The 8402-nt window shown below is 40.6% G+C and carries 8 protein-coding genes and 1 pseudogene; 4 read left to right on the top strand and 5 right to left on the bottom strand.

The window, feature by feature from the left end:
* Window positions 1–133: 133 nt before the first annotated feature.
* Window positions 134–544, top strand: a complete 411-nt coding sequence (locus CDZ78_RS05620) for a rhodanese-like domain-containing protein (protein WP_087869124.1) — start codon at window positions 134–136, stop codon at window positions 542–544.
* A 55-nt stretch (window positions 545–599) separates the two neighbouring features.
* Here CDZ78_RS05620 and CDZ78_RS05615 read toward each other — a convergent pair whose 3' ends face one another.
* Both CDZ78_RS05615 and CDZ78_RS05610 read right to left on the bottom strand, forming a co-directional pair.
* Entirely contained in the window at window positions 600–1187 is a 588-nt protein-coding gene (locus CDZ78_RS05615; RefSeq protein ID WP_167374190.1) for a DUF4136 domain-containing protein, read from the bottom strand.
* A 102-nt stretch (window positions 1188–1289) separates the two neighbouring features.
* On the bottom strand, window positions 1290–1526 hold the full coding sequence (locus CDZ78_RS05610) for a TIGR02647 family protein (protein WP_087869122.1): 237 nt from the start codon (window positions 1524–1526) through the stop codon (window positions 1290–1292).
* 133 nt (window positions 1527–1659) lie between these two features.
* On the opposite strand from CDZ78_RS05610, the gene ftsH reads away from it, so the two are divergent.
* From ftsH to CDZ78_RS05595, 3 genes are all read left to right on the top strand, one after another.
* A complete protein-coding gene (gene ftsH / locus CDZ78_RS05605) occupies window positions 1660–3579 on the top strand; it encodes an ATP-dependent zinc metalloprotease FtsH (protein WP_087869121.1) in 1920 nt (639 codons plus the stop codon).
* Window positions 3580–3848: 269 nt separating this feature from the next.
* The gene (gene ung, locus CDZ78_RS05600; protein ID WP_087869120.1) at window positions 3849–4613 is read left to right on the top strand and encodes a uracil-DNA glycosylase; all 765 of its coding nucleotides are present in this window, start codon (window positions 3849–3851) and stop codon (window positions 4611–4613) included.
* A 364-nt stretch (window positions 4614–4977) separates the two neighbouring features.
* Window positions 4978–5793: a hypothetical protein gene (locus CDZ78_RS05595; RefSeq protein ID WP_087869119.1), complete on the top strand. Its 816-nt coding sequence runs from the start codon at window positions 4978–4980 to the stop codon at window positions 5791–5793.
* A gap of 334 nt (window positions 5794–6127) precedes the next feature.
* On the opposite strand, the gene CDZ78_RS05590 is transcribed toward CDZ78_RS05595, so the two are convergent.
* The 3 genes and pseudogenes from CDZ78_RS05590 to istA all read right to left on the bottom strand — a co-directional run.
* Window positions 6128–6316, bottom strand: a complete 189-nt coding sequence (locus CDZ78_RS05590; RefSeq protein ID WP_087869118.1) for a hypothetical protein — start codon at window positions 6314–6316, stop codon at window positions 6128–6130.
* Window positions 6303–7035 (bottom strand): annotated as a pseudogene (istB, locus tag CDZ78_RS05585) (IS21-like element helper ATPase IstB). Before istB ends, CDZ78_RS05590 begins: the two are co-directional and overlap by 14 nt.
* On the bottom strand, window positions 7035–8402 hold a 1368-nt coding region (gene istA, locus CDZ78_RS05580), incomplete at its 5' end, for an IS21 family transposase (protein WP_201793143.1). The pseudogene istB and the gene istA, both read right to left, overlap by 1 nt.

The raw sequence follows: 8402 nt of genomic DNA, 5'->3' as shown, positions 1-8402 counted from the left end.
CACTACCCAAGCTTGGTAGGCACTATAAGCCAGAGGCATTGGATCAGTTTTTACCCTGGAACCTGACTGAAAAAATCAAGCCTTTAAAGTAAGTGCGTAGCTTGTCTAGGTGGGAAGAATCGACGCTTACGTAATGAAAGTACGATCTTTATTTATGTTATTTGTATTTGTATTGATGGCTGAAGGGGTCTGGGCAAAATCTCCAGCACCTACACAGGTAGACGGCGCAACGACAGTTAGCACTAAACGTGCTAAAATATTGATGAATCAAGGGGTGATATTTATTGATGTCCGTCGAGTGACTGATTTTCAAACGAGTCGTATTCAATGGGCAGAACATTTAGATTTAAAGCTGGATTTAACGGAAGAGTCTTTGTTATCGGTGGTTAAAAAAAATCAACCTGTGGTTTTTTATTGTAATGGTGATATGTGTCAGCGCAGTGCAATTGCCAGTAAAAAAGCCGTTGCATGGGGCTGGACAAAAGTGTTTTATTATCGGGGTGGTTTTCCTGACTGGAAAAACGCGGGCTTACCATTGGAGTAGCAGGAGTTGAGTGTCGTATAATTCTAGTAGGTTTATACGGCACTCAATAAATTAGCTATTTCTCAGGTGGGAATTCAGATAGTATTTTAGAGACGTACTTCTGGGCAAGTTCATCACTTTCTTTTCTGTCTGCCCCCTTGGGTAATCGTCCATCGGCAGCGCCACGCCACATAAGCTGGTCTGTTTCAGGGTTGATAATATCGATAATAAGAGTCCCTAATTTATAGTGGGTAACTTGAGTTTCAGTGCTGGAGCTATAGACGGCTCCATAGCCTCTGCCATAATAGCCATATCCACCTCTATAAGCATATCCTGGATACATACCATTGTAATTATTATAGGTTTGTATATCGGTTCTATCTTCAACAACGATACTGTAATTCACTAAAAAATCAGCGGTTTCATTGCCTGATTTAGTAAAGCCCTGGCCCTGAAGTTGCTGATCTATAGTTGATCGAATACGTTTATCCACTATCTCGTTCAAGTATCTTAAACTGGCTGAATTATGCTCATTGTCAGCATGCCAGCGATAAGTTTTGAATCCGGAAAAATCAATGCTCTGGTCGTAATCAGTACTGAGAGTGAGTGATGAACAGCCCGGTATAAAAATCGATATGATAATTATAAAAAGATAGTTTTTCATAGTCATCCTTAAATATAGAGTGAATAAAATTAATTTCTTAATGTAAGAGAAAAATATATATAATGATATGCTAATATACTAGCTTTTAATAGCGTCACTACTTTATTTAGATGTTAAGATAGTCAGTGCTTTTTGGACGTGCTCCGCTGTTTCAATGCCTAAATCTGTTAAGTAGCCGCCGTCATCTCGGGTGACTAAGTTTTTATCATGTAGACGTTTGATAGCAGCAATAGTTTCAGTAGCGGCTGTATTGTGAACTTTAATACCTTCCTGTATCGACGTTAATTTATAACGTGCCAGGATATTAAGTTCTTCAGCAAGTTCGGGTGAAATAGGCATAGTATAATTCCTTGTGATTGTATAAAAATGTTAGCTTGATGCTTTTGTGCTATTTTATACCACTAACGGGCGGGCAGAATACAGAAAATTCAAAGAATAAAAAATATTCGCCATAATATAGAGAAATGAAATAATGAAAATTCTTATAAGAGTCGCAATGTTTATTGTGATTGGGGCTATGTTTTTTAGCATAATGGGCAGAATGCAGCCTGGTTATGAGAAAAACTACACAATTCTATATTCTGATTTTATTCAGGATATTCGTAATGGTGCGGTAGCTGAGGTAACTATTACAGGTGAAACGGTAAAAGGAAAGCGAACTAATGGCGAGCGTTTTGTTACCTATAATCCTGATGATGGCCATATGATTGATGATCTGATTGAATATGGTGTAAAAATTAAAGTAGCGACACCGGAGAAACAATCGATGTTGATGCAGATTTTTATTTCCTGGGCGCCGATGTTGCTGCTTATAGCCGTTTGGGTTTATTTTTATCGCAAGCAACAAGGTGCTGGTGGCGGTGGACAAATGGGAATGGGAAAAAGCCGTGCAAAATTACTAGAAGAAGATGAGGTTAAAGTAGGGTTTTCTGATGTTGCAGGGGTAGAAGAGGCGAAGGAAGATGTTATGGAAATGGTTGATTTCCTGAAAGATCCTTCCAAATACGAATTTGTTGGTGGCAAGATTCCACATGGTGTGCTTTTAGTGGGACCGCCAGGAACGGGTAAAACCCTACTGGCACGAGCAATAGCAGGCGAGGCAAAAGTCCCCTTTTTCTCTATTTCAGGTTCTGACTTTGTTGAAATGTTTGTGGGGGTAGGGGCATCACGTGTACGTGATATGTTTGAACAAGCAAAAAAACGTGCGCCTTGTATTATCTTCATTGATGAAATTGATGCCGTTGGGCGTCAGCGTGGTGGTTCTGGCCCAGGTGGTGGTAATGATGAGCGAGAACAGACTTTAAACCAGCTATTGGTTGAAATGGATGGGTTTAGTGGCAATGAAGGTATTATTGTTATTGCAGCAACTAACCGCTCTGATGTTTTGGATAAAGCGCTATTAAGACCAGGTCGATTTGATAGAGAAGTACATGTAGGACTGCCTGATATTAAGGGGCGTGAGCAAATATTGAAAGTTCATAGTAAAAAAATACCACTGGCTGAAGATGTTAATATTAAAGATCTAGCGCGTGGTACACCCGGTTTTTCAGGTGCGGAATTGGCTAATTTAATTAATGAAGGCGCATTGCTTGCGGCACGAAATAACAAACGTATCGTAAACATGGATGACCTGGATCGTGCGCGTGATAAATTACTAATGGGTGCTGAAAAGCGGTCCATGGTTATGCGTAAAGAAGATTTATTGATGACAGCCTATCATGAGGCGGGTCATGCAATTGTCGGTCAGAATGTGCCAGAGCATGACCCAGTGTATAAAGTCAGTATTATGCCGCGTGGAGGTGCTTTGGGTATTACTATGTTCTTACCTGAGCGCGATCAATATAGTGCGAGTAAAGATAAGCTGGAAAGCCAGATTTCAGGACTATTCGGTGGGCGTATAGCCGAGGCAATCATTTACGGTAAAAACAAAGTGACCACGGGTGCCTCTAATGATATTGAGCGAGCAACTCAGCTAGCTCGGAATATGGTTACCAAATGGGGTTTGTCGGATAAACTTGGGCCGATGGACTATGGTGATAGTGAAGGCTATATGGGCTCACAGGCAAAACCAATGTCGGAAGAAATGGCAAAAGTTATTGATGATGAAATCCGGGTTGTAATAGATAAAAACTATCAACGTGCGGAAGATATTTTGAATAATAATATTGATATATTGCACAATATGGCACATGCCCTGATGGATTGGGAAACAATCGACAAATTTCAGATTGAAAAGCTATTGAATGGAGAGAAATTAGATCCACCAGTGGATGAGCCTGAAGAAGATGAAGTGACAGAATCAGTTGATGTAGAGCTCGATACTGAAACCGAAACTGTTGAAGATGATACGCAATCAGCCGGAAGCGCGGGTGCAGGTCATCAGGAAATGTAACAACTGAAGAGGGTAGGCTATCAATACATTCTGATTGCCTATACTTTCAGCTCACCTTGTCATTCTATGCTTCACCTTACTGCTATTAAGAAAATATAACCCTTAACTTAATGGCAGCAGGGGCATAGAAGATGCATTCCTGACATAGTTATAAACGAGGGCCCTGTATTCTTTTTGCACGGTTTATGTCCTCCAATAATCAGATATAAAGAATAGGGGCATGCTGTCTGCAAATGACTTTATATCGTAAACATACAGCCTAGATTGCAATGAGTAGCATAAATGTCGAAAGTTTTAACCAGGTAAAACTGGAAGCTTCGTGGAAGAAATTATTGCTAGATGAATTCTCTCAGGGGTATATGCAGGATTTACGTGAATTCCTGGGACATGAAAAACAGTTGGGTAAAATTATATATCCACGAGCAAACCAATATTTCAGTGCTTTAAATATAACAGCATTTAATAAGGTTAAAGTCGTCATTCTTGGGCAAGATCCATATCATGGGCCAGGGCAGGCGCATGGTCTTTGCTTCTCGGTACCACCTGACGTTTCTCCACCACCATCACTACTGAATATTTATAAAGAATTAAGCAGTGATCTGTCTATTCCGCGCCCAGAACATGGTTGTCTAGTGAGTTGGGCTATGCAGGGTGTGCTGTTATTAAACAGTGTGTTGAGTGTCGAAAAAAAACATGCCGCATCACATCAGGGAAAAGGCTGGGAACAGTTTACCGATCATGTAATAGCACAGCTTAATGAGCATGCAGAGCATATCGTTTTTATGCTTTGGGGAAGTTACGCACAGAAAAAAGGTGCAGTTATCGATACCACGAAACATCTGGTGATAAAAGCGCCTCATCCATCACCACTTTCTGCGTATAGAGGTTTTTTTGGTCAAAAGCCTTTTTCTCGATCGAATGAATATTTATTGAGTAAGGGGAGGGACCCTATTCAATGGCAATTACCAGATGCAAAGCTTGCAATAATGCAATTTCAACAAGCTCAGGCAATTAATCAGAAAATCGCTGAATAGAGTTTGTTATTTATAGCGAATAGGTTATTTAACATAGTTAATTAATGACATATAGTTATTAATTTCTACTAACCAAAACAAGTAGTAATATTCATTATTGCCAAACCATTAAATTTATTATAGTTTTTATCTGGAATTATTTTTGAAAAAATATAGTGACCGAAGAAATCGAACCTTAAGGCTGTGGAGCTAACAAATAGAATAAAAAAAGCGTTAAATAACACTGTTTAATTAGTTAGAATCAATTAGGCGAAATTATGTGATTTAATCGACATAATAGCGAAATATATTGTAATTTCACTGTATTAATTCGTGCTTATTTGATAATATTACTCTGCGCTTTTATAATAAAGGAAAGAAAATAATGAACAGCTTAATAAAAAAACTAACAGTTCCATCACTATTACTAACAAGTCTGGTAGTATCTCCACTTGCATTGGCTCAAGGCTCATTTGACGGCAAGGATGTTAATGTTAAATTTGAAATCTGGAGCCCAGAGGATGTTACCGAGGTTTTAGCTGTAAGAAATGAACAGGACGTAACTGCAAGTGATATGGAGCATATTGATATTGCTGGCTTTCATGGCGTGAATGAAGAAACGCAGTTGTGGGATGTTAGTTTTCATGAGCGTGAAATCAAAATGGTTTTTACCTCAATTTATTTTCAGGATATGGCTCATCAGTATATGCATATGGATCCGGTGGGTTTCAGTTTTTCAGATACTGCTGATAATATGTCTGACATACTGCATGTTAGTGTTGAAGATCAGTTTGCTCCGTCTTTCTACAATAAGGACTTAGTGAGATTTGACGCGAATAATATTAATATTAGTCTGCAAGGTTCGATGTGTCATATAGCAGGTATGGGTAGTATGCCTATGTGTGATAATCCAGAAAGCCCAACACGCTACAATAATACAATTAAGGTTAGAGTAGTATTTGCAGAAACTGCGGATGCACTATTTGACTGGGCAGAGACTGAATACAGTGACTTGTTTCCTGGTAACTCTGAGTCTTTTTATTTGCTAGGTTATTATGTTCGTGAATATCCTGGATTTTTCCTGGGTACAAAAGGTGGAAAAGTCTATCTTTATGATAAAGAGACTGCTGCAATAGTTGATGCTGGTGATATAGAGCCATGGTTAGATAAATTGCCAATGATGCATGACCATGATGAATGACTGCTGAGGGTTGCGAAGAAGATCAACACATGATGCCAAATGGTGAATGTATGGATAATGATGCAATGATGGCTATGTAATGTAATCACAGGCTAAGCTTACAATTATCTGTAAGCTGAATAAAGTTTATTAAAAAACGGCACTTCTTTTTAAGGGTGCCTTTTTTTTGTGTTTTCGTTACGTTGGAAATAGCAAAACTGTCTGAATTCATCTAGGTTCTCGTAGGTGTTAACGGCGGAGCATTTCCGCATAAAATTGGCGAATACTATTTCTAAAAAAAGAGAGGCATAAAAATCACCTCTCCCTTTTTCTTAATTCTCACAAAATTCGAGTTTCAAAAAGGAATATCCCGTTTTTCAATATCCTCGGTCGATTCAAACTCGGTACAACGTTCAAGCTGCATTTGCTCCATTAGTTGTAACCGGTACTGTATCAATATCGCTTCTCTTATTTCATCAATAAACTCAAATACTGCTGTTGCCTGCTCTGGTGTCCAATAATCAGGTAATTTAATGTTTTTCATTGTTTTTCTCCGTTCTTTTTTTCTGCTTTTTCTCGGCACGTTCTTTTGCTTCTTTCAGACGATAGGATTCACCTTCAAAAGAGATGATTTCAGCATGGTGTATTAGTCTGTCAATCAGGGATACGACACAGGCAGCGCCCGGAAAGACTTCGCCCCATTCTGAAAAGGGACGATTAGTGGTGATCAGAGTGGATTTTTGTTCATATCGACGATTAATTATTTCAAATAACAAGTCAGCATGGCGGTTGCTGTAGGAAAGATAACCTACTTCATCAATACACAATACATCAGGTGTGCTGTAATAACCTCAATCGCCTTTGTAAAGCCATGTCTCCATCACAGGCCGCCAGTTCATTAAGCATCTTTGCAGCCGTTGTGAACAGCACTTTTTTCCCTTTTAAGATAGCGGTATGGGCAATATTTTTAGCGACCGTTGTTTTGCCTACCCCGTTTGGACCGACGAATATGGCATTGCTCGCATCCTTCAAAAATTCCAGTGTCATTAAGTCTTCAATCGCTCCTCGATCACAGGTTTTCAACCAGTCCCAGTCAAAATCCGCCAGCATTTTAAAACGCCCCAATTTGGCACTACTGAGTCGCCGTTCCAGCGAACGGTAGTGACGTTGTGTTTCTTCCCATTGATTGATAAGGCCATATAATTTAAGTGCTTTTGCCCGTTTTTTTAGCTGTTCAACCTGAGGTGCCGTTATAGCATTCATTACTTCTTGCCTCCCTGGTTTGTGGAGGGTTGTATTGGTTGTGCTTGTTGTCGCTGTTGATCATCATCAGCCGTCGCATTGATCTGGTCATAGCCTGTGAGTGCATGTGTTTTAACATTCAGGTCTTTAACCCGTTTATCATCAGGCAAGGGAATGGCTATGGGCGGGGGCTCCATGCGTTCTTCACGCCGTTTTTGCAGGACCTGGCGCACGGCATTCGGGTGTGGCACTTGTTTTTCGAGTGCCTCCTGTACGGCAATAGTGACCTCATCCGCTCCATAGCGATCTAATAATCGCAGTAGTGTCGAGGTGATGGTGCCTAATCTGTCTCCTCGCAGTGCGGCTTCATCGAGTAATTGACGGCAGGCAGGAATGGCATGGATTAATCTATCCTGACCACGATGTTGTCGTGCTTTGCTTTTTTGTTTAATCAGTTCTTCAAGATGTTCCGGATTTTCTATTTGCTCGCCTTTGTCAAAGCTACGAGAATGATTGGCTATTTCGGTTTGTCCATCCAGTATGCGGACTTGCTTGAGTGTTGCCGTCACCGTCAGTATTTTGCGCACCTGTGTATGCAGGATGGAGTAATCATTTTTATCAAAGCGTATATAGGGTGTTTTACCGGCTTTGACTTCCTCTCGTTCATCAGTAGGCCAACGATTATCAGGTAACGTCAGTAGTGTTGTTTGCTCTTTTGCAAAGGCGTCTCTCACTGTCATGGTTTTATCTTCCGGGCAAAGCCGGTCAGCGCTTTGCCCCTGACACCAGGCATCAGCCTGTGCATTCAGGTCATCTATATCAATAAAGTCTCTGGCTGCGAAGAAGTTATCGCGAACATAACGAATAGCGCCTTCGACACGTCCTTTCTCATTGCCGCGATAGACAGCAACGGGTCTGGGCTCATAATGATAATAGCTGGCAAATTCTAATAACTGTGGATTAAAGCGTATGCTATCGCCTTGTCGCTCCAGTACGGCACTTTTGAGGTTGTCATATAAAAGAACCTTAGGTAATCCCTGCCAGCATTCAAAGGCGGCTTCATGACCGCGTAGAAAGTTGGCCATTTGTTGATTAAGATAGAAACGCAGGAAGATTTTACGGCTCCAGCTTAAGACCCTGACAAACGCCATTAAAGGACGTCTTGCCTGACCGATTGTCAGATGTCCGAAGTGTCCCCAGTCAACCTGTGCCTGTTCGCCCTGTAATGTTTTTAAACGCTGAAAAGCTTCAGGGATTTTTCTGGGGCGATGTTCTGCAATCAGATGTCTAAAATGATCTGGCCCACCGGTATAACCACGTTCTTTGACCATGGCATAAAGACGACTGGCACAGAGTAAGGGATATTGCTCCAGTGTTTTTAAAACGAA

Source organism: Bathymodiolus platifrons methanotrophic gill symbiont (genome assembly GCF_002189065.1).
GTDB lineage: Bacteria > Pseudomonadota > Gammaproteobacteria > Methylococcales > Methylomonadaceae > Methyloprofundus.
The sequence above is the reverse complement of the archived record's forward strand: the minus strand, read 5'-3'. Positions and strand labels throughout refer to the sequence as shown.

Coding starts and splice junctions, on each gene's coding strand:
- CDZ78_RS05620 (WP_087869124.1), top strand. CDS start 134: ATGAAAGTACGATCTTTATTTATGTTATTTGTATTTGTATTGATGGCT.
- CDZ78_RS05615 (WP_167374190.1), bottom strand. CDS start 1,187: ATGAAAAACTATCTTTTTATAATTATCATATCGATTTTTATACCGGGC.
- CDZ78_RS05610 (WP_087869122.1), bottom strand. CDS start 1,526: ATGCCTATTTCACCCGAACTTGCTGAAGAACTTAATATCCTGGCACGT.
- ftsH (WP_087869121.1), top strand. CDS start 1,660: ATGAAAATTCTTATAAGAGTCGCAATGTTTATTGTGATTGGGGCTATG.
- ung (WP_087869120.1), top strand. CDS start 3,849: ATGAGTAGCATAAATGTCGAAAGTTTTAACCAGGTAAAACTGGAAGCT.
- CDZ78_RS05595 (WP_087869119.1), top strand. CDS start 4,978: ATGAACAGCTTAATAAAAAAACTAACAGTTCCATCACTATTACTAACA.
- CDZ78_RS05590 (WP_087869118.1), bottom strand. CDS start 6,316: ATGAAAAACATTAAATTACCTGATTATTGGACACCAGAGCAGGCAACA.